The organism is Streptomyces sudanensis, from assembly GCF_023614315.1.
GTDB classification, from domain to species: domain Bacteria; phylum Actinomycetota; class Actinomycetes; order Streptomycetales; family Streptomycetaceae; genus Streptomyces; species Streptomyces sudanensis.
Genome location: NZ_CP095474.1, coordinates 5,007,668 through 5,032,168, shown reverse-complemented (window position 1 = coordinate 5,032,168; position 24,501 = coordinate 5,007,668). Strand labels below are relative to the sequence as shown.

Here is a 24,501-nt window from a genome sequence, read left to right as displayed (position 1 = left end):
CGTCGGGGCCGTGGGGGCGGGTGTCTCGACGGCGAGGACGCGCAGCCCCGGCGGGGCGAGTTGGAGGGCGAAGCGCAGCAGGTCGGCGCTGTCGGGGTCGATGTGGCGGGTGTCGTCGACGACGAGGAGGGCGGGGCTTTTCTCGGTGAGGGTGCGCAGTATTCGGGCGAGGCCGAGGCGCAGCGCGATGGGGTCCGGGCCGGCTTCCGGCTCGGCGGCCTCGCGGCACAGCACGGCGACGGCGGCGCGCTGCGGACCGGGCAGCCCGTCGAGGACGGACGGCGCCACGGAGGCGACGAGGGCGGCCGCGGCGGCGCCCGGCGTGTCGCGGTCGGCGGGCTGCGGGGCGAGCCACAGGACCGTCTCCCCGCGGGCGGCCGCCTCGGCGGCGGCGGCCCGGGCGACCTCGGTCTTGCCGATGCCGGGCGGTCCGGTGAGCACGGCGCGGCCGCGGGTGTGGAGCGTGTGGTCGAGCCGGTCGATGAGATGGGCGCGGCCGACCCTCGGCGCGGAAGGGTAGGACGTCGTCCTCAACATGCCACCACCCTCCGGCGCGCGGACCCGGCCCGCACGCGGCGGGCTCCCTGCCCGCGCCCTGTGAGGATACGAATCAGGAGCGGGGAGTCCAGGCCCCCTGTCCGGCATGTGGACGGCGTTTTCGGGAAACGCCGCGGGGCGCGCCCCCGGCGAAGTGCCGGGAACACGCCCCTGAGCTGCGGCTATGGTGCCCTCACCAGGTTCTCAGAAGGTGAGGCCCCAGGAGTCGATGTAGCCGGTGTCACCCGTGGCGATGTCGCGGACCTGGAGCTTCCAGGTGCCGTTGGCGAGCTCGGACGAGGCGTTGACGGTGTAGGTGGCGAGGATGTTGTCCGCCGAGTCGCTGCTGTCGGAGTTCTTCAGCCGGTAGGCGGTGCCGTCCGGGGCGACCAGGTCGACGACGAGGTCACCGCGCCAGGTGTGCTTGATGTCCACGTTCACCTTGAGGGTGGCGGGGGCGTAGCCGGTGACACCGGTGACGGCGACGGAGGAGGTGACGGTGGCGTTGTCCGCGATCGTCACGTTGTTGGCGTTGGTGAAGGTGGAACCGCCGGGGGTGGTGCCGCCGAGGACGGCGTTGACCGTCTTGGTGGCGTCGGCGATGCCGGTGCCGCAGCCGCCGGTGCAGGTGCCGGGCAGCGGGCGGGCGTTGGCCTTGATCGCGGACTCGATCTCGGCCGGGGTCAGCGTGGACTTGGCCGACTTCAGGAGCGCGGCGAGACCGGCGATGTGCGGGGCGGCCATCGAGGTGCCCTGGTAGGGCTCGTAGTTCTCGAGGGACTGGGTCGTGGCGCCGGAGTTCAGCGTGGAGAGGATGCCGTTCTGGGGCGTGGTGACGGTGCCCGGGGTGTCCGTGGCGCGACGGGTCTCGCCACCGGGGGCGGAGACGTCGATGATGGTGCCGTAGTTCGAGTAGTACGAACGGTTGCCCTCGCGGCTGGTGGACGCGACGTTGATGATGTTGTTGCAGTTGGCCGGGGTGAAGCCGGAGGCGTTGGTGTTGCTGTTGCCGGCCGCGACGACCACGGTGGAGCCGCGGGAGACGGCGCCGTTGATGGCGTTCTGGTAGACGGTCGGGCAGGTGCTGCTGGCGCCGCCGAGGCTCAGGTTGATGACCTTGGCGGGGGTGGCGTTGACCGGCACGCCCGGGACGCTGCCGCCGGACGCCCAGGTGATGGCGTCGGCGATGTCCGCGGAGGAGCCGCCGCACTTGCCGAGCACGCGGACGTGCTGGACCTTGGCGCCGTAGGCGATGCCGGCGATGCCCTTGGCGTTGTGGGTCACGGCGCCGATGGTGCCGGCGACGTGGGTGCCGTGCCAGGAGGAGTCGCTGGCGCGGGAGCCGGTGCCGCACTCGCCGTCGGTGGCGTTCCAGTCGCCCTCGTCCTTGGGGTTGCTGTCACGGCCGCCGCCGTCGCGGGCGTCGGTGGAGCTGGAGATGAAGTCGTAGCCGGCGACGGTGTTGGCGGCGAGGTCCGTGTGGGCCGCGTAGCCGGTGTCGATGACCGCGACGGTGACGCCGGTGCCGGTGGCCTTGTCCCAGGCGCCGGGCACGTTCATGCCGCCGGTGGGCTCGAAGAGGTCCCACTGCTTGGCGTATTCCGTGTCGTTGGGCGTCACGGCCATCGGGTAGGCGCGGATGTCGGCGTCGACGGCGGCGACGGCCGGGTCGGCGCGGAAGGCGGCCATGACGTCGGCGACGTCCTGCTTGGTGGTCGCGGTGCCCAGGTCGACGAGCGCGGAGCCGCCGGCGAGGCGGCGCTCGAAGGAGAGCTTCTCGCCGGTCTTGGCGGCCTTCTCGGCCGTGTCTTCCTTGGCGGCGGTGTTGGAGGTGGCCTCCGCGGTGCGCGCCTTGTAGGTCACGATGACCTTCTCGACCGGCGCGGACGGGATCGTGGTGGCCGGGTTCATGGCCTGCGAGGCCGGCGCGGCCGGCTTCGGGGAGGGGGTGGCCTGCGCGGCGAACGCCACCGCGGAGGTGGCCGTGACGCCGAGAAGCGTGGCGCTCGCCGCCACGACGGATATCAGTCTCCGCCTGGAACCGTTCAAGGTGTTCCCTTTCAAGGGGCGGCTCCGGCGACTCCCGGAGCTGCTGACGGTGCGGAGCGCGGACGGCGGCGCAGGACTGTGGCTGTCTGTGGGGTACCTCCACAGCCCTCGGGGCGGTGAGGCCCCCGCGCCGCCGCCGGCGCGACGGCCCCGTGTCGGGGCCGTCCCGGAAGCTCCCCCCTGGGGCCACACGCAGGGAGCTGCATGTACCTGACAGTTACGAGTCAGAGTGGGGGAACCACCGGTGCGGGAGACAGTAGGGAAACACCTCGTGACGTCGATACGGGGAAAACCCTTGTCGCCCCGCGAGGGTCCCCCACGGCCGTCGGCCCCGCCGGTGCGGGGGAACCCGCAGGTCCGGCACCCCGGTGGGCGGGCCGCGGGCCCGCGCGTACCGGATGGGGCGGCTCGGGACCGGCCGCGGGGCCCGGCCGCCCGGAGCGGCCCCGGACCACCGGTGGCACCCGGTACGGGGAGCCGGCCGCGGCGTGGCGCGCCGGCGCGGGACGGTGCCGGGGCGCCGGGCGGCCGGACCCCGCCCCTCCCCCTCGCGGCCCGCTCCGCGCCCTGTGCAATACTCGCGGCGCTCGATACAGGCACGGCCCCGGGGGATCAGTGAACGGCATAACCCTGGACGCGCCGTACCTGGACACCGAGGCCGACCAGTTGTCGTTCGCCCTGGGCCGCCCCGTCCTCGACGCCCTCGCGGTGCGCGACCTGACGGTCGGCGGGCTCGACGTGCAGCTGCGGCTGCTGGGCGCCTCCCACCAGGTGTGCGCGGGGCCGGTCCGCGAGACCGTCGCCTGCCTCCCCGGTGTCCAGGGCGGCCTGCCGGACGCCGCGGCACACGACTTCGACGGCTGGCGCTACTCCTTCGGCGCCCGCGTGACGGAGCACCCCGGCCCCGCCTTCGCCGCCGAGGTGGCGCGGATCCGCGCTCTCGCGGACGCCCACCCGGGGGCCCTGTACGGGGTCTTCCCCGGCTCCGCCGACGCCGTCACCGCGCTGGTCGTCGAGCACGACGGCGCGGGACCGGCCTGGCGCACCTGGCACACGTACCCGGGAAGCCGCCGGATCGTGGCGACCCACACCCGGCTGGAGGCCCGATGAGAACCGCCCGACGCTCCACCGCGCTGCTGCTCGCCGCGGCCCTCCTCGCCGGCTGCGGCGACGAACCGGACGACGACGGCAACCCCGTGCCGTCCTCCTGGATCCGCGGGCAGTACACGAGCAGCGGAGCCGACTACGTCGACGGCGTGGACGGTCCCGCGGCGGTCGCCGACGAGATCCACCGGCACTCCGCGGCGAGGGAGCGGCTGTCCTCCGGGGACATGGTCTTCCTGCGGTACCGCGACGACATCGTCGCGGTCAGCCCGTACCGGGCGGGCAGCCTCATCGAGGTCGACGACTACCGTACGGGGTACCGGCGCTGGAAGCCGCACCTGCGCTCGGTGTGGCCGGACCCGGACAGCGCGAGCTTCCGCGGCGGGGGCCCCGGCTCCGGCAAGTGACCGGCGCGCCCGCGCCCGCCCCACCCACGATTCCCCGACGACGTCCCCGAAAGGCATCCCCGTGGCAGAGATCTTCGAGTCGGCCGGCATCGCCGTCCTCTACGGCCTGGCCGGCTTCGCCGTGATGGTGGTCGGTTTCGTCGCGCTCGACCTGGTGACCCCCGGAAAGCTGTTCCACGTGGTGTGGACCGAGCGCAACCGGGGCGCCGCGGTGCTCCTCGCGGGCCAGATGATCGCCGTCGGGCTGGTCATCGAGGCGTCCATCCGCGCCAGCGAGTCGGAGCTCGGCCTCGGCTACGGGCTGGTCAGCACCCTGCTGTACGGGCTCGCCGGCGTCGTCGTGATGACCCTGATCTCCCTGCTCATCGGCCTGCTCACGCCCGGCCGGCTCGGCGCCGCGGTCCTCGACGACAACGGGACCAGCGCCCACCCCGCCGCCTGGGTCCAGGCGGCCATGTACCTCGGTACGGCCTTCATGGTCGGCGCCGCGATCTCCTGACCCCCGTGAGCACCACCGCCGCCCCGCGGGCCGCCGCCCNGGNCGNCCNGCGCCGGCCCGCCCCCGCCACCGGCGGGGGACCCGGGTGCTGCTGCTCCTCGCGGTCTTCGTCTGCGCGGCCTGCGGCCTGGTCTACGAGCTGGCGCTGACCGCGCTGGGCAGCTACCTCATCGGCAACTCCGTGATGCAGACCTCCGTGGTCCTGTCCGTCATGGTCTTCGCGATGGGGATCGGGTCCCTCGCCGCCAAGCCGCTCCAGCGGCGGGCGGTCGGGGCGTTCGCCCTGGTCGAACTGCTCCTGGGGCTCGTGGGCGGGCTGTCGGTGCTCCTGCTGTACGTGGCGTTCGCCTGGCTGCGGATCTACACGCCCGCGATGGTGGTCGCCGCGTTCACCGTGGGACTGCTGATCGGCGCGGAGATCCCGCTGCTGATGACGATGCTCCAGCGGATCAGGCGGCAGGAGGCGGGCAGCGCCGTCGCGGACCTGTTCGCCGCGGACTACGTCGGCGCGCTCGTCGGCGGGCTGTGCTTCCCGCTGCTGCTCCTGCCCGCCTTCGGGCAGTTGAAGGGCGCGCTGGTGGTGGGCGCGGTCAACGCCGTCGCCGGGGGCGGGGTGGTCCTGTGGATCTTCCGCCGCGAGACGAGGCGGATCGTCCGCACCTGCCTGCTGGGCGGTGTCGCGGCCGTCCTGGCCGTGCTCGCCACGGTGTACGTCCTGGCCGACGACATCGAGGTGACGGCGCGCCAGCAGCTGTACCGGGACCCGATCGTCCACGCCGAGACCACCCCCTACCAGGACATCGTCGTCACCCGCTCCACCGCGTTCACCGGGGAGCCCGACACGCGCCTGTTCCTCAACGGGGACCTGCAGTTCTCGTCGGTCGACGAGTACCGGTACCACGAGTCGCTGGTCCACCCCGCCCTGGCGGGGAAGCGGTCCTCGGTGCTGGTGCTGGGCGGCGGCGACGCGCTGGCGCTGCGGGAGGTGCTGCGCTACGACGACGTCGCGGAGGTGACGCTCGTCGACCTGGACCCGGCGGTGACCCGGCTGGCCCGGACGTTCGGCCCGCTGGTCGACCTCAACGGGCGGGCCCTGGCCGACCGGCGCGTCAGGGTCGTCCACGCGGACGCGTTCACCTGGCTGCGGGACGCCCGGCACCGGTACGACGCGGTCGTCGTCGACTTCCCCGACCCGGACACGGCGGCGCTGGCCAAGCTGTACAGCGTGGAGTTCTACCACCTGCTCACCCACGCCCTGAAGCCGGACGGCCGGGTCGTGGTGCAGGCCGGGTCCCCGTTCTTCGCGCCCAGGTCGTACTGGTCGATCGTCGCGACGCTCCGGGAGGCCGGGTACGCGACGACCGCCTACCAGGCGGACGTGCCGAGCTTCGGCAACTGGGGCTTCGTCCTGGCCTCCCCCGGCCCCGGCGGCCCTCCCCCGGCGCTGCGGCTGGCCGCCGACGCGCCGCGCCTGCGCTTCCTCGACGACGCGGTCCTGAGGGCCGCCGCGGTCTTCCCCGTGGACCGCCGCCCCCCGGACGTCCGCGCCAGCACCTTGATGGACCCGGCGGTCCTGGAGTACACCCGCCACGAGTGGCGGAACTACTGAGCCGCCGGCCTGCGCGCCGCCAGGACGACGAGCACCCCGGCGACGGCCCCCGCGAAGAACGGGGACGGCACCAGCAGGACGCCGCCCAGCACACACCAGGCGGCCAGCCCCCAGCCGACCCAGGCCGGCACGGTGACCCCGCGCCCCGCGAGGTGCCACACCAGGCAGCCCAGCAGGACCAGGGGCACGGAGAACGACCCCGGACCGGCCCAGAAGGTGCCCTCGTTCCGCAGGGACGCCACCGTCGGCTCGGCGGCGGCGTCCAGGAGCGGGACGGCCGCCCACACCCCGCGCTCCGCCCAGCCGGCCACGTCCGCGCGGGCGAGGACCGCCACCAGGGCCAGGTGGCCCGCCCCCAGCACGCACACGATCCCGCCCGCCCAGCGGAGCAGCCGCTTTCCCGAGTCCATGGCGCCAGTCCCTCCCGAACGCCGCACACGGGACGACCCCCGTTTGTACGGCACCGTACATTTGTTCTGTACGGTAACGTACACCACCCGTCCGCACCCCCCGGAGGTGGCCAGATTCCCGCCGTCGCCCGCACCCCCCGAGAACGCTGGATCGAGGTGGGTCTCGAAGCCCTCGCCGAGGGCGGACCCGACGCGGTCCGCGTGGAGGCGCTCGCCGCCCGGCTCGGCGTGACCAAGGGCGGGTTCTACGGCCACTTCGACGGCCGTCCCGCGCTGCTCGCCGAGATGCTCGACGAGTGGGAGCGCCGCTCCACCCGGGAGGTCATCGCCCGGGCCGAGGCCGAGGGGGGCGGACCGGCCGAGCGCCTCCGCCGCGTCGGGCAGCTCACCTTCTCGGAGGACCTGCACCGGATCGACCTCGCCGTCCGGGTCTGGGCGCGGCACGACGAGTCCGTGGCGGCGCGCCTGCGCCGGATCGACGAGGTGCGCATGCGGTTCCTGCGGGAGGCGTTCGGGGCGTTCCTGACCGATCCCGAGGAGGTCGAGGCGCGCAGCGTCCTGGCGTTCGCCCTCTCCATCGGCCGCCACTTCGTCGCGGTGGACCACCCCGGTCGCACGGCGCACGAGGCCGTCGAACTCGCCGGGACGTACCTGCTGCGGCCTCCGTCGCCCGCGTCGCCGGACGCCTGACGCGCGGCACCGGTCCNCGGGGCCCGGGCGGGGCCGTTCGGCCCCCCGGGGATGCCCGCCCGGCCCTGTGCGCCGCCCCGCCGTGCGGGGAGGCTGGAGGGGTGATCGGATGGGAGGGCCATCCGTACGAAGGCACACCGCACCCGGGAGGTGGGTCCGATGACCGCCCCTACGCCCGACGCGACGTCCCTGACGTCCTGGGTGGCCGACGCCACGCTGGCGCCGTCGATGCACAACGCCCAGCCGTGGCTGTTCCGCTACGAGCGGGCGCCCGGGGTGCTGACCCTGCGGATGGACCCGGAGCGTGCGATGCCCCGCTCGGACCCCTCCGCGCGGGGGCTCCACCTGGGCTGCGGCGCCGCCCTGTTCAATCTGCGGGTCGCCGCGGCGGACGCCGGGTGGGAGGCGCGGATCGACGCGCGGCCCGACCCGGGCGACCCGGGGCTGCTGGCCCGGGTCGCCTTCGCGCCGGCGCCCGACCGCGACGCCGTCGCCGACCTGCGTCCGGCCGTGCCGCTCCGGCACACCAGCCGGGAGCCGTTCCGCGAGGAGGCGGTGCCGGCCGAGATCCTCGACGGGCTGCGCGGAGCGGCCCGGGCCGAGGGCGCGTACCTGGACTTCGCGGACGACTGGCGGGTCCGGGACCTGCTGACCGCCGTGTGGGACGCCGAGCGCGCGGAGGAACTCGCGCCCGAGGTGCGCGAGGAGATCGCCCGGTGGACGGCGGGCCGGGGCGACACCGCGCCGGAGGGCATCCCGTCGTACGCGCTCGGGCCCTCCCGGTACGACGGCCGGGCACCCGTGCGGGACTTCCCCGGCGCCCGCCCCGACCGGGACGCCGCGCCGGCGGTCTACGAGTCCCGGCCCTGCCTCGCCGTCCTGGGCACCCGCCGCGACGGGCCGCAGGACTGGCTGCTGGCCGGCCAGGCCATGGAGCGCGTCCTGCTCCAGGCGACGCAGGACGGGCTGTCCACCTCCCTCAGCTCGCAGGCGCTGGAGTGGCCGGAGCTGCGCTGGCTCGCCCGCGACCCCCGGTCGGAGGCGGCCCACCCGCAGATCGTGATCCGGCTGGGCTACGGCCCCGAGGTCCCCGCCGTCCCCCGCAGGCCGGTGACCGAGGTCCTGGAGATCCGCTGAGGGCCGCCCGCCGCGAAGGGAGGCGCGCCATGGTCCTGGTCCACGTCCGGTACGCGTCCGCGCACGGCTCCACCCGGGAGATCGCCCACCGGATCGGCGCCCGGCTGGAGGCCCGCGGCCACCGCACGGAGGTGCGAGCCATCGACGGCGGCCCCGGCGGCCCCGGCGGCCCCGGACCGCCCCCGGGCGCCGCACTCGTCCTGGGCAGCGCCGTGCACGACGGCGCCTGGCTGCCGGACGCCGAGGCGTTCGTGCGGGGCCGCGCCGAGGAGCTGCGGGCGCGGCCGGTCTGGATGTTCAGCGTGGGGATGACCGCGGCCCTGCCCGGGCCGCTGCGGGCCCTCGCCGAACGGGCCGAACAGCCGCGCGTGGCCGCCCTGGTCGAGCTCGTCCGCCCGCGGGAGCACCGGCGCTTCTCCGGGGTGATCCGGCCGGGGCACCTGTCCGGGAGGGGCGCCGTGCTGTTCCGGCTGGCCGGCTGCCGGTACGGGGACCACCGGGACTGGGCCGCCGTCGAGGCGTGGGCGGACGGCATCGGCCGGGAGCTGGACGCCCCGCCGGGCCGGGCGGGATAGCCCGGGGCGGCGGACACGGCCGCGGGGCGCGGCGGGCCCGTCCCGGTCCGCGCCCGGCGGGCGGACCCGCCGCCGGCGGAGGCGCGGTCGTCCCGGCAGGCCAGGGCTCGGGGTGCGGCGCCGCGCCCCGGAGCCGCGCGGCCGCCCCCGGGCCGGTCCGGGCGCGGTTGTGAGGGAGCTGCTCGACGCACTACTGTCGCAGGGCCTTGGTGTACGGGAAATCCGGTGCAAAGCCGGTGCGGCCCTCGCCACTGTGATCGGGAAGTCCGGCTCCACCCTCCGCGAAGGCGGGGAAGCCACTGGACCCCCCGCGGGGAACCGCGGCGTCCGGGAAGGCGGAGCCGAGGCGGTAGGACCCGTCAGCCAGGAGACCGGCCAGGGCGCGTTGTCCATCCACGAGGTGCTGGAGAGGGTCTCCCCCACATGCATATAGCCGAGGGGTTCCTGCCCCGGGAACACGCGGTCGCCTGGACACTGGCGGCCGCCCCGTTCGTCGTCCACGGCGTCCGGGCCCTGACCCGCCAGGTCAGGGCCAACCCCGAGTCGACGCTGCTGCTCGGCGCGGCCGGGGCGTTCACGTTCGTGCTGTCGGCTCTGAAGATCCCGTCCGTGACGGGAAGCTGCTCCCACCCCACCGGGACGGGGCTGGGCGCCATCCTGTTCCGGCCGCCGGTCATGGCGGTGCTCGGCACGATCACGCTGCTGTTCCAGGCGCTGCTGCTGGCGCACGGCGGGATCACGACGCTCGGCGCGAACGTCTTCTCGATGGCGGTCGTCGGCCCGTGGGCCGGGTACGCGGTGTACCGGCTGCTGCGCGGGGCCGGTGCGCCGCTGATGGCGGCCGTGTTCTGCGGCGCGTTCACCGCCGACCTGTCCACCTACTGCGTAACGAGCGTCCAGCTCGCGCTGGCCTTCCCCGACCCGGGCAGCGGCTTCGCGGGGGCACTGGCGAAGTTCGGGGGGATCTTCGCGGTGACGCAGGTGCCGCTCGCGGTCAGCGAGGGCCTGCTGACGGTCCTGGTCATGCGGCTGCTGCGGCAGTCCAGCGGAGGCGACCTGGCGCGGCTGGGAGTCCTCCCGGCCGCGGGCGCGGCGAAGGGGGCGGCGGTCCGATGAGCCGTGACGCGAGGATCAACACCCTGCTCCTGCTGGTGGTCGCGGCGCTGGCCGCGCTGCCGCTGGCACTGGGCCTCGGCGAGGGCCGGGAGGAGCCGTTCGCGGGCGCCGACGCGCAGGCCGAGACCGCGATCACGGAGATCGCCCCCGACTACGAGCCGTGGTTCGCCCCGCTGTACGAGCCGCCGTCCGGGGAGGTCGAGTCGGCGCTGTTCGCCCTGCAGGCCGCGCTCGGCGCGGGCGTGCTGGCGTACTACTTCGGGCTGCGGCGCGGCCGGCGGCAGGGCGAGGAGCGGGCCCGGACCGGCACCGCGCCGGACGCCGCGCCCGGCGACCGGGCCGACGGGTCCGCGGCGGGCGGGGAGTAGCGCGGGTGCTGCCCATCGACGTGGCGGCGCACGGCAGCCGCTGGCGCCGCCGCCACCCGGCCGAGAAGGCCGCGCTCGGCTTCGGGCTGACCGCGTGCGCGGTGTCCCTGCCGCCGTGGCCGGGCGCCGTCCTGGTCACCGTGGCGGCGCTGGCGGTGCTGCTGGGCCCGGCCGGGGTGGCGCCGCGCCGGCTGTGGCGGGCGTGGCGGCTGCCGCTCGGGTTCTGCGTGACGGGCGCCGTGCCGCTGCTGCTGCGGGTCGGCGGCCCGGACGGATGGGTGGCGCTCGCGCCGGACGGCCCGGCGGACGCCTGCCTGCTGCTGCTGCGCACGTCGGCGGCGTCGCTGGGGCTGCTGCTGTTCGCGTTCACCACGCCCGTGTCGGACGTGCTGCCCCGGCTCGTGCGGGCGGGGGTGCCGGCGCCGGTGGTGGACGTCGCGCTGGTGATGTACCGGATCTCCTTCCTGCTGCTGGATGCGGTGGCGCGGGTCCGGCAGGCGCAGGCGGCGCGGCTGGGGCTCACGGGCCGCGCCGCGGCGTGGCGGTCGGCGGCAGGGCTGGGCGCGACGGCGTTCGTGCGGGCCTTCGACCGTGCGGCACGGCTCCAGACGGGGCTCGCGGGGCGCGGTTACGACGGCACGCTGCGGGTGCTGGTGCCCGAGGCGCGGGTGGACCGCCGCTTCCTCGCCGCGACGGCGGCGCTGCTGGCGGCGGTGGTCGCCCTCACCCTCGTACTGGAAAGGTCGCTGTGATGCCGGGACCCGCCGTGGTCGAGCTGGTCGGGGCGGGGTTCGCCTACGAGGACGGACCCGCCGTGCTGTCGGGGGTCGACTTCGCCGTGCCCGAGGGGCGTTCACTGGCCGTGCTGGGCCGCAACGGCAGCGGCAAGACGACCCTGCTGCGCCTCCTCAGCGGCGGGCTGCGGTGCGGGAGCGGGCGGCTGCGGGTCGCCGGCGAGGACGTCGCGTACGACCGCGGGGGCCTGACGCGGCTGCGCACGACGGTGCAGCTGGTGGTGCAGGACCCCGACGACCAGTTGTTCGCGGCGTCGGTGGGGCAGGACGTGTCGTTCGGGCCGATGAACCTGGGCCTGCCCGAGGACGAGGTGCGCGCCCGGGTGCGGGCGGCGCTGGAGGCGCTGGACATCACCGCGCTGGAGGACCGGCCGACGCACCTGCTGTCGTACGGGCAGCGCAAGCGGGCTGCCATCGCGGGCGCCGTGGCGATGCGGCCCCGGGTGCTGATCCTGGACGAGCCGACGGCGGGCCTCGACCCGCACGGCCAGGAGCGGCTGCTGGCGGCCCTGGACGGGCTGCGGGCGTCGGGGACGACGGTGGTGATGGCCACCCACGACGTGGACCTGGCGCTGCGGTGGGCGGACGACGCGGCGGTGCTCGCCCCGGACGGGCTGCGCACGGGGCCGGCCGGGGAGCTGCTGGCGGACGCGGAACTGCTGGACGCGGCGCGGCTGCGGCGGCCGTGGGCGGCGGCGGTGGCGCGGCTGCTGCGCGAACGGGGGCTGCTGGGGGCGGACGAGCCGGTGCCGCTCACCCCGGAGGAGCTGGAGGCGTGGGCGGCGGGCCTCCCCGCACCCGGCTGAGGGCCGGCGGGCGGCTGAGGGCCCGCGGGCGGGCGGGGCCGCGGCTGTCCGGCGGGAGGAGCGGCGTGCCACAGGTCACGCCCCGTACGTTATGCAACTTGTTGCACAAGGGGGGTGCGGTCGTCTACAACGGGGGCGACGACACCGCGCGAGGAGGCGCCCCCCATGACCCCGAGCCCGTCCCCGTACCCGCACCTGCTGAGACCGCTCGACCTCGGCTTCACCACCCTGCCCAACCGGGTGCTGATGGGCTCCATGCACGTCGGCCTGGAGGAGGCGGAGAACGGCTTCGAGCGGATGGCCGCCTTCTACGCCGCGCGCGCCCGCGGCGGGGCGGGCCTCATCGTGACGGGCGGCATCGCCCCCAACGAGGCCGGGCGGCCCTACGAGGGCGGCGCCAAGCTCACCACCGAGGAGGAGGCCGCGCGGCACCGCGTGGTGACCGAGGCGGTGCACGCGGCGGGCGGCCGGATCGCCCTGCAGATCCTCCACTTCGGCCGCTACGCCTACCACCCGCGGCTCGTCGCGCCGAGCGCGATCCAGGCGCCGATCAGCCCGTACGTCCCGCACGCCCTGACCGACGAGGAGGTCGAGCGGACGGTCGAGGACTACGTCCGGGCGGCGGAGCTGGCGAAGGCCGCCGGGTACGACGGCGTCGAGGTCATGGGCTCCGAGGGCTACCTGATCAACGAGTTCACCGCCGCCGCGACCAACCACCGCGACGACCGCTGGGGCGGCTCGTACGAGAACCGGACGCGCTTCCCCCTGGAGATCGTCCGCCGCGTCCGCGAGCGGGTCGGCGAGGACTTCATCCTGATCTACCGGCTGTCCATGCTGGACCTGGTGCCCGGCGGCTCCTCCCTGGAGGAGGTCGTCGCGCTGGCGAAGGGCGTCGAGGCGGCCGGCGCGACGATCGTCAACACCGGCATCGGCTGGCACGAGGCGCGCATCCCGACCATCGCCACCTCCGTGCCCCGCGCCGCCTACACCTGGGTGACCAAGCGGCTGATGGGCGCGGTGTCGGTGCCGCTGGTCACCGGCAACCGCGTCAACACCCCCGAGGTCGCCGAGGAGGTCCTGGCGGACGGCCGCGCCGACATGGTGTCGCTGGCCCGCCCGTTCCTCGCCGACCCCGACTTCGTCGCGAAGGCCCGCGCGGGCCGTCCGGAGACCGTCAACACCTGCATCGGCTGCAACCAGGCGTGCCTGGACCACACCTTCGGCGGCAGGATCACCTCCTGCCTGGTCAACCCGCGCGCCTGCCACGAGACGGAGCTGGTCCTCTCCCCCACCCGGCTGCGCAGGCGGATCGCCGTGGTCGGCGCCGGCCCGGCCGGCCTGGCCTGCGCGGTGTCGGCGGCCGAACGCGGCCACGCGGTCACCCTCTACGACGCCGCCGACGAGGTGGGCGGCCAGTTGAACCTGGCCAGGCGGGTGCCCGGCAAGGAGGAGTTCGGCGAGACGCTCCGCTACTTCCGCGTCCAGCTGGAGCTGCGCGGCGTGGACGTCCGGCTCGGCACCCGCGTCACCGCGGACATGCTGGACGGCTACGACGAGGTGGTCGTCGCCACCGGAGTCACCCCGCGCGTCCCGGCCGTCGAGGGGGTCGGCCACCCCAGCGTCGTCGGCTACCCGGAGGTGCTGCGCGGCGGCGCGCCGGTCGGCGAGCGGGTCGCGATCCTGGGCGCGGGCGGCATCGGCTTCGACGTCGCCGAGTACCTCACCGACGACGGCGAGGGCGCGAGCCTCGACCCGGAGGCGTACTTCCGCCGGTGGGGCGTCGACACGTCGTACGCCGGACGGGGCGGGCTGCGCGCCCCCGAGCGGCCGCGTCCGCCGCGGCGGGTGACGCTGCTCCAGCGCAAGACGACCAAGGTGGGCGCGGGCCTCGGCAGGACGACCGGCTGGATCCACCGCACGGAGCTGAAGCACCGCGGCGTCGAGATGGTCGCCGGGGCGGCGTACGAGCGCATCGACGACGAGGGCCTGCACATCACCGTCGGCGGCGAGGCCCGCACCCTCGCCGTCGACACGGTGGTCCTGTGCACCGGCCAGGAGCCGTGCCGCGACCTGTACGACGAGCTGACGGCGGCGGGCGTCTCCGCCCACCTGATCGGCGGCGCGGACGCGGCGGCGGAACTGGACGCGAAGCGCGCGATCGACCAGGGCACGCGCCTGGCGGCGAGGCTGTAGGCGGCCGGCCGCCCGGGTGCCGGGGGTTCGGGCCCGGGGTTCGGGCCCGGGGTTCGGGCCCGGGGTTCGGGGCTCGGGCGGTGGGCGGCCCGCCGGTCCCTAGGATGCGGGCATGTCGCTCCCGCACGCCATCCTCACCGCGCTGCTCGAGAAGCCGTCCTCGGGGCTCGAACTGACCCGGCGCTTCGACCGGTCGATCGGCTACTTCTGGTCGGCGACCCACCAGCAGATCTACCGCGAGCTGGGGAAGCTGGAGCAGGCGGGGCTGATCAGGGCCCTGCCCGCCCCGGCGACGCCGGCGCGCGGGCAGCGCAAGGAGTACGAGGTGCTGCCCGCCGGCCGGGCGGAGCTGGCCGACTGGACGCGGCGCGCCGAGGACCCGAAGCCGGTCCGCAGCGCGCTGCTGCTGCGGCTGCGCGCCGCCGCCGTGGTGGGCGCGGAGGGCATGGCGGACGAGGTGCGCCGCCACCTGGGGCTGCACCGGGCGCAGTTGGACGAGTACCTGGACATGGAGCGGCGGCAGTTCCCTCCGGAGCGGGACACGGAGGCGGACCGGCTGCGCCACCTGGTACTGCGGGGCGGGATCGAGCTGGAGCGGTTCTGGGTGGCGTGGCTGACGGAGGCCCTGGAGGGCCTGGAGGGCCCGAAGGTCCGACAGGACCCGGGAGCGCCGGGGAACCGGGGGGCCTGAAGGTCCGAGGGCCTGCGCGGGGGCCGACGGCCGCTGACGGCGTCGCCGCCCCGCCGCGCGTCCCGCCGCCCCGTACCGGCCGGAGGACGGCGGCGCGTCGACGGCCGCGCCGGGATCGGAGCGCCTCCGCACGCGCGTCCCGCGGTCGACGGCTCGCACGACCGGAACCGCGGCGCGGAGCCGCGCGGGCACGCCCGGCCCTCCCCGGCACGGGCGGGATGCCGGGCGCGTCCCGCTTTCCCGAGAGGTGTCCAAAACGCCCCGTCCCCTCCGGGCGGGCGGGATACTGGCCCGTCAGGGCAGTTCGGACGGGAAGGGGCGGACATGGTGAACGACGGCTCGGGCGGCGGCCCGGCGGCGGGGAGAGGCGCACGGCACGCGGTGGTGGTCGGCGGGAGCATCGCCGGGCTGCTGGCGGCGAAGGCGCTCGCGGACCACGCCGGGCGGGTCACCGTCGTCGAGCGGGACCGGTTCCCGCAGGGGGCCGAGCAGCGCGTGGGCGTGCCGCAGGGGCGGCACCTGCACGTACTGCTGGAAGGCGGCCGGAACGCCCTGGAGAGCCTGCTGCCGGGCGTGGTGGAGGAGTTGCTGGCCGACGGCGCGCCGCGGCTGGGGATGCCCGAGGACGTGGTGCAGTGGGAGGCCGGGAGCTGGCACCGGCGCACGGAGGCCGCCGTCCACATCATCACCGCGTCCCGGCCGCTGGTCGAGCGGGCGGTACGGCGCCGGGTGCTGGCCGACGCGCGGATCACGGCCGTGCAGGGCACGGAGGCGGTGGGCCTGTCCGGGGACGCCTCACGGGTGCGGGGCGTCCTGGTCCGCGAGCGCGGCGCCGGAGCGGACGCCGAGCCGCGCCCGATCGCCGCCGACCTGGTGGTGGACGCCTCGGGCCGGGGGACGCGGGCGCCGCGGTGGCTGGCCGCGCTGGGCGCGGAGCCGGCGCACGAGGAGACCGTCGACACGGGCCTCGCCTACGCCACCCGGATCTACCGGCACGACCGGCACGGCGACCGCACCGACGCGGGCGGCTACTTCGTCGTCCCCCATCCCGGGCAGCCGTACAGCGGCGTGGCGCTGCCCATGGAGGACGGCCGGTTCCTCGTCACGCTGTCCGGTCTGCGCGGCCAGGAACCCCCCGGCGACGGGGCGGCGTTCGAGGAGTACGCGGGGCGGCTGCCGCACCCGGTGCTGCGCGACTGGATGGCGGAGGCCGAGCCGGTCTCGCCGGTGTACGGCTTCCGCGACACCGCGAACGTGCGGCGCCGCTACGACCGGCCGGGCCGCCGCCCGGCGGGCTTCCTCGCCGTCGGCGACGCCCTGTGCACCGTCAACCCCATCTACGGGCAGGGCATGTCGACCGCCGCGATGGCCGCGGTCGCGCTGCGCGACGCGCTCGCCGACCGGCGGCGCACCCCGACGACGCTGCGCGTGCAGCGGGCCCTGCTGCGGGCGTCGCGGCAGGCGTGGGACATGTCGGCGGGCGCGGACAAGGCGATGCCCGGCGCGGCCGGGAGCGCCGCCCGCCCCACGCCCCTGGACCGGCCCGTCGGCTGGTACCTGGCCCGGGTGCAGCGGCGGTCGGGCCATGTGCCGGAGGTCGGCGCGGTGTTCCGCCCGGTGCTGTCCCTGACGAGGCCGCTGACCGCGCTGTTCGCTCCGCGCGTGGTGCGGGCCGTGCTGTTCGGGCCCGAACCCCGGGTCCTGGACCAGCCGCCGTCGTGGCGGAAGCGGCCCGGGGGCTGACGGCGCGCCGGCTCAGGGCCGCATGACGACCTTGCTGACACCGTCCTCCTTGCGCTGGAACATCCGGTACGCGTGCGGCGCGTCGGAGAGCGGCAGGTGGTGGGTGGCGAAGGTGTCCACGCCGAGCGGGTCGTCGTCGGTGAGGAGGGGCAGGATGTCGTCGACCCAGCGGCGGACGTTGGCCTGACCCATGCGCAGCTGGATCTGCTTGTCGAAGAGGGTGAGCATGGGCATCGGGTCGGCGGCGCCGCCGTAGACGCCGCTGAGGGAGATGGTGCCGCCGCGCCGTACGAGGTCGATGGCGAGGTACAGCGCGGCGAGCCGGTCGGCGCCGGCCTTCTGGTGGAGCCGGGCCGCCCAGGGGCGCGGCAGGAGCCCGGCGATCTGCTGCTGCGCCTTGGCGACCGGGCTGCCGTGGGCCTCGGTGCCGACGGCGTCGACGACGGCGTCCGGGCCGCGCCCGCCGGTGACCTCCCGGACGGCGGCGACCAGTTCGTCCTGCCCCTTGTGGGCGCCCAGGTCGAAGACCTCCACGCCGCGTGCGCGGGCGCGTTCGAGGCGTTCGGGCACCAGGTCGACGCCGACGACCCGCTCCACGCCCTGGTGGAGGGCGATGCGGCAGCACATCTCGCCGATCGGGCCGAGGCCGAGGACGGCGAGGGAGCCGCCGGGCGGCACGTCGGCGTACCGGACGGCCTGCCAGGCGGTCGGCAGCACGTCGGACAGGTAGAGGAACCGGTCGTCCGGCGGGCCCTCGGGGACCTTGATCGGCCCGTACTGCGCCTGCGGGACCCGCAGGTACTCGGCCTGGGCGCCGGGCACGGAGCCGTAGAGGCGGGAGTAGCCGAACAGCGCGGCGCCCGAGCCCTCTTCGGAGACCTGGGTCGTCTCGCACTGGGTGGGCAGGCCGCGGAGGCACATCCAGCAGTGGCCGCAGGCGATCTGGAAGGGGACCACGACGCGGTCGCCGGGACGGAGGTCCGGCACCTCGGGTCCGACCTCCTCGACGATGCCCATGGGTTCGTGGCCCAGGACGTCGCCGGGCGTCATGAAGGGGCCGAAGACCTCGTAGAGGTGGAGGTCGGACCCGCACAGCCCGGTGGAGGTGACGCGGATGACCGCGTCCGTGGGCTGCTCGATGCGCGGGTCGGGGACCTCGTCCACGCGGACGTCGCGCTTTCCGTGCCAGGTGACGGCCTTCATGACGGCCCTCTCCTTCCCTCGGTGCATGGCGGTGGCCGGGTACCCGGGGGCGGTCGCGGCGAATCCGTTTCGGCCGGACTTCGCCGCGAAGGCACCGGAATGCCACTTCCTCCTCCCGGTGGGCGCGCGCCGGGCGCTCCCCCCGCACGGCCCGCGCGGTGCTCCCGCGCCGGGCGCGTGACGCGACCGGCGCGCTTCGGGGTCCGCGCCGGGGCGGCGGGTCCGGGCCCGCCGCCCCGGGGGTCACGGCGCGGGCGCCGTGAGCCCGGCGGTACGGGCGGCGGCGCCCAGCACGTCCGTCAGCATGTCCGGGGTGAGCAGGCCGGTGAACGTGTTGCGCTGGCTGACGTGGTAGCAGCCGAACAGCTCCAGGTCCGGCCCGCCGCCGGCCGCGGGGAGCCGCACCCGGGCGCCGTGCGCGAAGCGGGGCCGGGGGCGCGGCACCGCCCAGCCCGCCGCGGCGAGCGCCGGGAGGACCGCCTGCCAGCCGAAGGCCCCCAGGGCGACCACGGCGCGGACGGTGGGCCGCAGCGCCTCCAGCTCCCGGACCAGCCAGGGGCGGCAGGTGTCCCGCTCCGCGGGGGTGGGGCGGTTGCCGGGCGGCGCGCAGTGGACGGGGGCGGTGACCCGCACCCCGTCCAGGCGCAGCCCGTCGTCGCGGGAGACCGCCTCGGCCCGGTCGGCGAGGCCGAGGCGGTGCAGGGCGGCGTAGAGCACGTCGCCGGAGCGGTCGCCGGTGAACATGCGGCCCGTGCGGTTGCCGCCGTGCGCCGCGGGGGCGAGGCCGACGACGAGGAGCGCCGCGTCGTCCGGGCCGAAGCCGGGGACGGGGCGGGCCCAGTAGTCCCAGCCGGTGTACGCGCGGCGCCCCTCGCGGCCGACCCGTTCGCGCCACTCGACCAGGCGCGGACAGGCCCGGCAGCGGGTCACGGCCGTGTCGAGGAGGCCGAGCGAGGGTGCCCGCGGTGCCGTGCGCGCGGGGAAGGCCGGGTCGTCCGGGCCGCCCGGCCCGCCGGGAGGGAGGAGGCTGTCGGGGTGGTCCTGTGCCATACCGGTCGACGGTAACGCGGTGCGGCCGGGACCGGCCGGGCAGACTGGCTCGCATGGTGGTGAGGCGCAGCGCGGGGCTGCTGGTGTTCCGCATCTCCGGCGGGCGGTCGGAGGTGCTCCTCGCGCACATGGGCGGCCCTTACTGGGCGGCACGGGACGCGGGGGCGTGGACGGTGCCGAAGGGCGAGTACGGGCCGGACGAGACGGCACTGGCGGCGGCCCGCCGCGAGTTCGCCGAGGAGCTGGGCCTGCCCGCGCCGGACGGCGAGCCCGTGCCGCTCGGGGAGGCGCGGCAGGCCGGCGGCAAGGTGGTGGCGGTGTGGGCCGTGGAGGGCGACCTGGACCCGGCGCTGGTGGTGCCGGGGACGTTCACCATGGAGTGGCCGCGCGGGTCGGGCGTGGCGCGGACGTTCCCGGAGGTGGACCGGGTCGCCTGGTGCACACCGCGGGAGGCCGCCGAGCTGCTGGTGGCGGGCCAGCGGGTGTTCGTCGAACGGCTGGCGGAGCACCTGCGGCGACGGGGCGCGGCCTGAGTGTCAGTGCCGTGCGCAAGAGTGGGGGGCACCGACCCGTCGACAGGGAGCGAGCGATGACCACCACCCCCACGCCGCCCGAGCGCGCGGCGGCACAGGCGTACCTCCGTCTCGTGGAGACCGCGCGGGCCGTCCTGACCGATCCCGGTCTCACACCCGTGGCGGGGGCGTACCTGGCCTCGCCCATGGCGGAGGCCGACGAGGCGCTGCGCCGGGCGGGCCTGTCGGGGAACGAGGCGTGGCTGCTCCGGCTGGCGGCCGGCCCGCGCGAGGACGCGGTGCCCGGGCTGCCGTAGGACGCCGCCCGGTCCGGGACCGGGCGGGGCGNCCGNCGGTCCGGGCANNNGTCNCNNGGNCAGGGCGGGTCGGGGCGGCCGGTCAGGGCAGGCCGGACCAGAAGCCCAGCCGGTGCTCCCGGTGGTAGTCGACCGGGCCGATCCGGTCGGGCGCCAGGGACTGGGTGTACGCCGGGCGGTCGCCCGGACGGTACGGGCGCCACCGGGGCAGCCCCGGCGCGTTGGGGTCGCCGGACCGGGCGAAGGCCGCCCAGTACGCGGTCATCGTCGCCGACAGCCGCCGCTGCGCCGGGGTGAACAGCGGCTCCGCCTTGTCGTCCTCGAAGAGGTAGGGCAGGTCGCCCGCGTGGTACGCGCCGAAGTCGAACCGGCCCGGCAGCGGCAGGAACATCGGGGCGTCGCGGTCGGCGAACTCGTAGGCGTACACCGGGGTGCGGCGGGCGAGCAGGCGGTGCTGGGCCTCGGTGCCGCGCGCCCACATGCGGTCGGTGACCACCGTCGACCAGGCGAGGGCGGGCGAGGGGAAGGCGTCCAGCGGGTACTCGGCCAGGACGCGCCGCGCGTTCCGGCCGAACGCGGTGCGCAGCGCCCGGTGGTAGTCCTCCTCGGTGAACGGCCTGCCCACCGCGTCGTAGAACATCCCGACGAAGGTGCGGTGCTCGTCGCGCGTCGCGCCGGACAGCACGGGCACCCGGTGGAACCGGCCGGTGCGCAGCGCGTGGGGCGGCAGGTCCGGCAGGGTGGGGTTGCCGTGGCCGAACGCCTGGAAGGCGTTCATGATGTGCGGCACCCGCAGGATCCGCTTCACCGGCAGGGCCCTGAGGCACCGCAGCGTGCGGCCGGGATCCCGCCCGCCGCAGCCGAGCGGGGCGGTCATCTCGGCGGTGATCCCCTCCATCTCGCGGCCGGTCCGCCAGACGTACCACGGGTACCCCGGCACTCCCGGGCCCATGGCCCCGGCCGGCATGTCCATCACCCCCTCGCCGCTCGCCATCACGGCCCGGTCGAACAGGCCCCGCGACCCGGGCGCCGTGAGGTGCCCGGCGATGGCGGCGGCGCCGAACGAGACGCCCGCCACGGTCACGTTCCCCGGGTCGCCGCCGAACGCCGCGGCGTTGCGCCGGACCCACGCCAGCGCCGCCTGCTGGTCCTGCAGGCCGAACGTCCCCGCGCCGGCCAGGCCCGGCAGCGCCAGACCGCCGAAGACGCCCAGGCGGTAGTTGACGGTCACCACGACCAGGCCCCGGGCGGCGAGGCGGCGCCCGTCGAAGAACGCGCCGCCGCCCACCGCCCCGTCGCCGTGGATCCACACGAGCACGGGCGCCGGCCGGCGGGCGCCCCGGGGCGGCGTGGTCACGTTGAGGACGAGGCAGTCCTCCTCCTCGCTGGAGATCGGCGCGTACGAGGACGGCACCTGCGGGCACAGCGGCCCCGGCTTCGTGGCGTCCCGCACCCCGGACCACCGGCCGGCCGGCCGCGGCGGGGCCCAGCGGTGCGCGCCCGTCGGCGGTCCCGCGTAGGGGATCCCGTAGAAGAGCGTGTGCCCCTCGGAGCGGACGCCCCGCACCCGTCCCGACTCGGTGCGCACCGTCTCGCTCCCGGCGGTGCCGCCGGAGCCGGGCGCCGGCGGCACCGACGACGCCGTGGCCGCCGCCGCCAGCGCGGCGCCCGCCGCCACCACCCGCCACCGGGCCCGGCCGGCACCCTTCCGCGTGACGCGCATCGCCCCGTCCTTCCGCCTGCCCACGCGCGGAGCCCCGCGCCCGCGCCTTCCGGCGGCATGTGTTCCACGGGCCCGGCGTCCGCAACCTCCGCGGGCCGCGGGGGCACGTCCGGACCACGGGCCGGCGGCCGGCCCGCGGGCGGGGCCTCCTACCCCTCGACCCAGCCGTGGTCGCGGGCGAGCTCCAGCAGACTGGCGCGGACCCGCTTGAGCTGGGCGGCCGTCAGGGTGCCGTCCGCCTCGACGAGGGCCTCCGTCAGCTCGGTCCGGAACTCGGCGGCGGTGAGGACGTCCAGGCCGTCGTCGTCGAGGTCGCCCTGGTCCTCCGGGCCGCCGGAAGCGGGCGCGGGCGCGGCCGCGCGGCGGGCGGCGGGGCGGTCCACGAGGCGGATCTCCGACGCCTTGGGGCCCTTGTCGCCCATCTCCAGGTAGAACTCCACCTCGCGGCCCGCCTGGTAGAGGTACTTGTCGTCCACCAGGTCGTTCGCGTGCATGAAGACGTCCTCGCCGCCCTCCCGGGGCACGATGAAGCCGTAGCCCCGCACCTCGTCGAACCGCAGGATCTTCCCCACCATCAGCACAGCCGTTCCTCCACACCTCTCCGTCTCCCGCCGGCCACCGCGGCCGGTACCGGGCCGGAACCGGGTCCCGGCCACCCTAGTGACCCGCCGCGCGCTCCGCCGTCAGGGGGTGGCCGCTCCGCCCCGGCCGAGGAGCCCCGCCAGGCCGCGGCGGGTGGCGGCGAGCACGACGCGGTCCTCGGGGCGCAGCACGTAACCGGGGTCGAGGTCCCACGCCAGGCCGGCGCGCCCCTCCCCCGGCCGGTGGTGCACGGCGGCCAGGTCGGCGCGCCGTTCGCCGGGGCCGCTCGTGTCCAGGGCGATCACCCGCCAGGCACCGGGCCGGAACGCCTCGGCGACGGTGCGGCCCTCCAGTTCGGGGTGGCCGGCGACGACGACCGCGGCGAACAGCAGGACGCGCCGCTCCACCGGTATGGCGCCCAGGACCTGACGCCCCATCATGGCGCCGGCGAAGGCGGGGGCGGCCAGGTGGGAGACGCTGCGGCTGCGGGTGAGCGCCCCGGGGTGCGCGGCGCGCAGGGTCCGGTACACGACGGTCGCGAAGTCGTCGTCGTACAGCCGCAGCACGACGCGCAGGTCCGGGCGTACAGGACGGCCTCCAGGTTGGTCAGGTCGAGGCTGGTCAGGGCGAGCAGGGAGCGCGCCCGGTGGATGCGCGCGGCTTCCAGGACGCCCTCCTCGGTGACGTCCCCGAGGACCACGGGCACGCGCAGGCGGCGCGCGGTGGCGACGCCCCGCGCCTCGGGGTCGGACTCGACGCAGACGACGGGGATGCCGAGCTCCCGCAGCCGGGTCAGGACGCGGGTGCCGACCTTGCCGAGGCCGAGCAGGACGACGTGGCCGGACAGGGAGCGCGGCGGGCGGCGCAGGGCGGTGGCGGTGCGGAAGGTGCCCAGCGCCTCCAGGAGGCCCGCGACGAGGATCGGCAGGAGGAGGAGCCCGACCAGGCCGGCGAGCAGTTGGAGGACCTGGCGGCCGACGGACCCGTCCACGGCGGGTTCGTTGATGGCGAAGATGTCCAGCAGGGTGAGGTAGGCGGCGCGCAGCGGGTGGACGTCCCCGACGAGCCAGGACGCCACGGCGATGGCGGCGACGGCGGCGGCAAGTCCCGCGAGGGACCAGCGGAGCCTGCGGGAGAACAGCGAGGCGACCGACACGGCGGGGGCGGCCAGCCGGGGCGCGGGGAGCGTGGGGCCCGCGTAGGTGACGGCCTCCAGGACGACCGTGCCGCGTCCGGTGGCGGCGGCGACGGCGCGGTCGTCGGGGAGCAGCCTGGGGCCCTGGTCGCCGCTGCTGTCGGTGCCGTCGCTGCCGGCCGGGTCGGTGGCGGTGGACGACAGCAGGGCGAGGGTGCACAGGCCCGGGTCGGCGACCTCGCCGGGGCCGGGCGGGGTGCGTTCGACGGCCCGCAGCAGCAGCCCGCCCGCGTGGACGATCTTGCTGGTGCCGGCGAGGGCGGTCGCGGCGAGCGTCGGCGCGGCGGTGTCGGCGTCGGACAGGACGGTGGTGGAGGCGTCCAGGACCTCCGGGCCCATGCCGGGCACGGCGACGGCGGCGGCCTGGTCGAGGAGCTGCTCCAGGTGCTGTCCGAGCTTGCGGTTGTACATGCGGATGACCAGGCGCAGCCGGGGGTTGAGGCGGCGGGCCAGCAGGGCGGTGCGGATGTTGGTCTCGTCGTCCCCGTGGACCAGGGCGAGCGCGGCGGCGCGCTCCACACCGGCCTCGACGAGCGCCGTCTCGTCCGTCTCCGCCACCTCGACGACGTGGACGGCCCGCCGCGGCCCCTGGCCGCCGAGCGTGTCGTACGGGGCGGGGCGGCTCCGCACGGCCCCCGCGCCGGCGCGTCCGCCCTGCGCCGCGCGGGCCTCCCCGGCGGCGNGGCGGGCCATCGCGGCGGNGACGCGGCCGAACAGGGCGAGGGCGCCGCCGCCCAGGCCGGTGGTGGGGCGGCCGGGGTTCCGCGGGGCGGCGGCGGGGCGGCCGGAGACGACGAGGGTCACCCGCTCCCGGTACACGTCGTTCAGCTCGTGGGCCAGGCGGTCGGCCAGGGCGTCGTCGCCGCAGACGACCATGTGGCCCATCACGGGGCTCACGGAAGGCTGTTGGGGGATCGGAAGCACGCCCCCCAGCATGCCGCCGCCCCGCCGGGGCGCGTCCACCGGGTCGGTGCCGGCGGGCCGCGCGCCGGGCGCCCGCGCCGGTACGGGTGCCCGCCCGTCCCGGCCCGGCGCCCGGCGCGGGACGTGCGGCGGGCGACCGGACGGGCGGGCGGAGCCGGCCGCGCACCGCTCGGCGCGCGCCGCCGGACGTGCGGCACCGGACGTGCGGCACCGGGCGTACCGGCAATGGCGCCGGACGGACGGGGCGGGGCGGACACGCGGGTAGTG

At 76.5% G+C, this 24,501-nt stretch carries 23 protein-coding genes, 2 pseudogenes and 1 riboswitch; of the genes and pseudogenes, 16 read left to right on the top strand and 9 right to left on the bottom strand.

Annotation, left to right across the window (positions count from 1 at the left end):
• On the bottom strand, nucleotides 1–537 hold a 537-nt coding region (locus MW084_RS23305), incomplete at its 3' end, for an ATP-binding protein (RefSeq protein WP_275563771.1).
• A 204-nt stretch (nucleotides 538–741) separates the two neighbouring features.
• On the bottom strand, nucleotides 742–2,553 hold the full coding sequence (locus MW084_RS23300; protein ID WP_010471778.1) for a S8 family peptidase: 1,812 nt from the start codon (nucleotides 2,551–2,553) through the stop codon (nucleotides 742–744).
• 648 nt (nucleotides 2,554–3,201) lie between these two features.
• On the opposite strand from MW084_RS23300, the gene MW084_RS23295 reads away from it, so the two are divergent.
• The 4 genes from MW084_RS23295 to MW084_RS23280 form a co-directional block, all read left to right on the top strand.
• Nucleotides 3,202–3,696, top strand: a complete 495-nt coding sequence (locus tag MW084_RS23295) for a DUF2617 family protein (protein WP_010471779.1) — start codon at nucleotides 3,202–3,204, stop codon at nucleotides 3,694–3,696.
• Nucleotides 3,693–4,097, top strand: coding sequence for a DUF4247 domain-containing protein (locus MW084_RS23290; RefSeq protein ID WP_010471780.1), 405 nt, complete (start codon nucleotides 3,693–3,695; stop codon nucleotides 4,095–4,097). Before MW084_RS23295 ends, MW084_RS23290 begins: the two co-directional genes overlap by 4 nt.
• Before the next feature lie 61 nt (nucleotides 4,098–4,158).
• The gene (locus MW084_RS23285) at nucleotides 4,159–4,596 is read left to right on the top strand and encodes a DUF350 domain-containing protein (RefSeq protein ID WP_010471781.1); all 438 of its coding nucleotides are present in this window, start codon (nucleotides 4,159–4,161) and stop codon (nucleotides 4,594–4,596) included.
• Nucleotides 4,597–4,642: 46 nt separating this feature from the next.
• Nucleotides 4,643–6,205: polyamine aminopropyltransferase (locus tag MW084_RS23280; protein ID WP_275563770.1), on the top strand; the 1,563-nt coding region annotated here is incomplete at its 5' end.
• Here the strand turns inward: MW084_RS23280 and MW084_RS23275 are convergent.
• Nucleotides 6,199–6,615 carry a DUF6463 family protein gene (locus tag MW084_RS23275; RefSeq protein WP_010471783.1) on the bottom strand — a complete coding sequence of 139 codons (417 nt, stop codon included), beginning with the start codon at nucleotides 6,613–6,615 and terminating at the stop codon, nucleotides 6,199–6,201. The genes MW084_RS23280 and MW084_RS23275 overlap by 7 nt on opposite strands.
• A 156-nt stretch (nucleotides 6,616–6,771) precedes the next feature.
• Between MW084_RS23275 and MW084_RS23270 the strand changes: the two genes are divergently transcribed.
• From MW084_RS23270 to MW084_RS23225, 10 genes are all read left to right on the top strand, one after another.
• Nucleotides 6,772–7,305 carry a TetR/AcrR family transcriptional regulator gene (locus MW084_RS23270; RefSeq protein WP_010471787.1) on the top strand — a complete coding sequence of 178 codons (534 nt, stop codon included), beginning with the start codon at nucleotides 6,772–6,774 and terminating at the stop codon, nucleotides 7,303–7,305.
• Nucleotides 7,306–7,464: 159 nt separating this feature from the next.
• Complete coding sequence (locus tag MW084_RS23265; protein ID WP_010471789.1) at nucleotides 7,465–8,442, top strand: Acg family FMN-binding oxidoreductase; 978 nt, start codon at nucleotides 7,465–7,467, stop codon at nucleotides 8,440–8,442.
• Nucleotides 8,443–8,471: 29 nt separating this feature from the next.
• A complete protein-coding gene (locus tag MW084_RS23260) occupies nucleotides 8,472–9,017 on the top strand; it encodes a flavodoxin domain-containing protein (RefSeq protein ID WP_010471791.1) in 546 nt (181 codons plus the stop codon).
• A 190-nt stretch (nucleotides 9,018–9,207) separates the two neighbouring features.
• A riboswitch (cobalamin riboswitch) is annotated at nucleotides 9,208–9,411 on the top strand.
• A 29-nt stretch (nucleotides 9,412–9,440) separates the two neighbouring features.
• Nucleotides 9,441–10,133, top strand: a complete 693-nt coding sequence (locus tag MW084_RS23255) for an energy-coupling factor ABC transporter permease (RefSeq protein WP_010471793.1) — start codon at nucleotides 9,441–9,443, stop codon at nucleotides 10,131–10,133.
• Nucleotides 10,130–10,501 (top strand): energy-coupling factor ABC transporter substrate-binding protein, encoded by a 372-nt coding sequence (locus tag MW084_RS23250; protein ID WP_010471794.1) that lies wholly within the window; start codon nucleotides 10,130–10,132, stop codon nucleotides 10,499–10,501. Before MW084_RS23255 ends, MW084_RS23250 begins: the two co-directional genes overlap by 4 nt.
• 5 nt (nucleotides 10,502–10,506) lie before the next feature.
• Complete coding sequence (cbiQ, locus tag MW084_RS23245) at nucleotides 10,507–11,253, top strand: cobalt ECF transporter T component CbiQ (protein ID WP_010471796.1); 747 nt, start codon at nucleotides 10,507–10,509, stop codon at nucleotides 11,251–11,253.
• A complete protein-coding gene (locus MW084_RS23240; protein ID WP_010471798.1) occupies nucleotides 11,253–12,101 on the top strand; it encodes an energy-coupling factor ABC transporter ATP-binding protein in 849 nt (282 codons plus the stop codon). Before cbiQ ends, MW084_RS23240 begins: the two co-directional genes overlap by 1 nt.
• 165 nt (nucleotides 12,102–12,266) lie before the next feature.
• Entirely contained in the window at nucleotides 12,267–14,294 is a 2,028-nt protein-coding gene (locus tag MW084_RS23235; RefSeq protein ID WP_010471800.1) for an oxidoreductase, read from the top strand.
• 112 nt (nucleotides 14,295–14,406) lie between these two features.
• Nucleotides 14,407–14,985: a PadR family transcriptional regulator gene (locus tag MW084_RS23230; protein ID WP_010471802.1), complete on the top strand. Its 579-nt coding sequence runs from the start codon at nucleotides 14,407–14,409 to the stop codon at nucleotides 14,983–14,985.
• Between the two features lie 324 nt (nucleotides 14,986–15,309).
• A complete protein-coding gene (locus tag MW084_RS23225; RefSeq protein WP_010471804.1) occupies nucleotides 15,310–16,728 on the top strand; it encodes an NAD(P)/FAD-dependent oxidoreductase in 1,419 nt (472 codons plus the stop codon).
• Between the two features lie 12 nt (nucleotides 16,729–16,740).
• On the opposite strand, the gene MW084_RS23220 is transcribed toward MW084_RS23225, so the two are convergent.
• Nucleotides 16,741–17,931: a zinc-dependent alcohol dehydrogenase gene (locus tag MW084_RS23220; RefSeq protein ID WP_010471806.1), complete on the bottom strand. Its 1,191-nt coding sequence runs from the start codon at nucleotides 17,929–17,931 to the stop codon at nucleotides 16,741–16,743.
• A 243-nt stretch (nucleotides 17,932–18,174) separates the two neighbouring features.
• Complete coding sequence (locus MW084_RS23215) at nucleotides 18,175–18,981, bottom strand: uracil-DNA glycosylase (protein WP_010471808.1); 807 nt, start codon at nucleotides 18,979–18,981, stop codon at nucleotides 18,175–18,177.
• Nucleotides 18,982–19,034: 53 nt separating this feature from the next.
• Between MW084_RS23215 and MW084_RS23210 the strand changes: the two genes are divergently transcribed.
• Nucleotides 19,035–19,514: an NUDIX hydrolase gene (locus tag MW084_RS23210; RefSeq protein WP_010471810.1), complete on the top strand. Its 480-nt coding sequence runs from the start codon at nucleotides 19,035–19,037 to the stop codon at nucleotides 19,512–19,514.
• A gap of 56 nt (nucleotides 19,515–19,570) precedes the next feature.
• Nucleotides 19,571–19,810, top strand: a complete 240-nt coding sequence (locus MW084_RS23205) for a hypothetical protein (protein ID WP_010471812.1) — start codon at nucleotides 19,571–19,573, stop codon at nucleotides 19,808–19,810.
• Between the two features lie 82 nt (nucleotides 19,811–19,892).
• Here the strand turns inward: MW084_RS23205 and MW084_RS23200 are convergent, their stop codons facing one another.
• The 4 genes and pseudogenes from MW084_RS23200 to MW084_RS23185 form a co-directional block, all read right to left on the bottom strand.
• Entirely contained in the window at nucleotides 19,893–21,533 is a 1,641-nt protein-coding gene (locus tag MW084_RS23200; protein WP_010471814.1) for a carboxylesterase/lipase family protein, read from the bottom strand.
• A 149-nt stretch (nucleotides 21,534–21,682) separates the two neighbouring features.
• A complete protein-coding gene (locus MW084_RS23195) occupies nucleotides 21,683–22,114 on the bottom strand; it encodes a cold-shock protein (protein ID WP_010471815.1) in 432 nt (143 codons plus the stop codon).
• A gap of 102 nt (nucleotides 22,115–22,216) precedes the next feature.
• Nucleotides 22,217–23,992: pseudogene (locus MW084_RS23190) on the bottom strand (NAD-binding protein); the annotation flags it as partial.
• Between the two features lie 20 nt (nucleotides 23,993–24,012).
• Nucleotides 24,013–24,207 (bottom strand): annotated as a pseudogene (locus MW084_RS23185) (hypothetical protein); the annotation flags it as partial.
• Between the last annotated feature and the right edge of the window lie 294 nt (nucleotides 24,208–24,501).